Here is an 882-nt window from a genome sequence, read left to right as displayed (position 1 = left end):
GTACACCCTGCCGCGGCTTCGGTTCTGTGCTTGAGCCCCGGATATTTTCGGCGCAGGGCCTCTCGACCAGTGAGCTATTACGCACTCTTTTAATGGTGGCTGCTTCTGAGCCAACATCCTGGTTGTTTTCGAAGTCCTACATCCTTCTCCACTTAGCACAGCATTTGGGACCTTAGCCGGCGGTCTGGGCTGTTTCCCTCTTGAATACGGGTCTTATCACTCGCATTCTGACTCCCAGGCTGCCCATATGAGCCATTCGTAGTTTGACTGGGGTCGGTAGGCTTTACGCCCCCTTGCCCGATCAGTGCTCTACCGTCTCTATGGTTATTCGCCTGAGGCTAGCCCTAAAGCTATTTCGGGGAGAACCAGCTATCTCCACGTTCGATTGGCATTTCACCCCTATGCACACCTCATCCCAACGTTTTTCAACACGCACGGGTTCGGTCCTCCACTCATTTTTACCTGAGCTTCAACCTGGACATGCATAGATCACTGTGGTTTCGGGTCTAATCCATGCTACTTGCGCCCTCTTAAGACTCGCTTTCGCTTCGGCTCCGCGTCTCCCGCTTAACCTCGCAGCATAAATTAACTCGCCGGTTCATTCTTCAATAGGCACGCCGTCGCACATATAAAGTGCTCCGACTGTTTGTAGACATACGGTTTCAGGTTCTATTGCACTCCCCTCCCGGGGTTCTTTTCACCTTTCCCTCACGGTACTCTTCGCTATCGGTCGTTTTGATGTATTTAGCCTTGGATGGTGGTCCACCCTGCTTCCCACTGGGTTCCTCGTGCCCTGTGGTACTCTGGATCCCTGCCCGCCTTTCACTCTTTCGTGTACGAGGGTCTCACTCTCTTTGCCGCACCTTCCCAGATGCTTCCACT

Annotated in this window: 1 rRNA gene; it reads right to left on the bottom strand. The window is 53.2% G+C overall.

The features are described 5' to 3' along the window. A 23S ribosomal RNA gene (locus HMPREF9166_RS12290) occupies window positions 1-882 on the bottom strand; the annotation flags it as partial.

Source organism: Selenomonas sp. oral taxon 149 str. 67H29BP (assembly GCF_000146365.1).
Lineage (GTDB): Bacteria > Bacillota > Negativicutes > Selenomonadales > Selenomonadaceae > Centipeda > Centipeda felix.
This window is presented reverse-complemented; position numbering and strand designations above follow the sequence as displayed.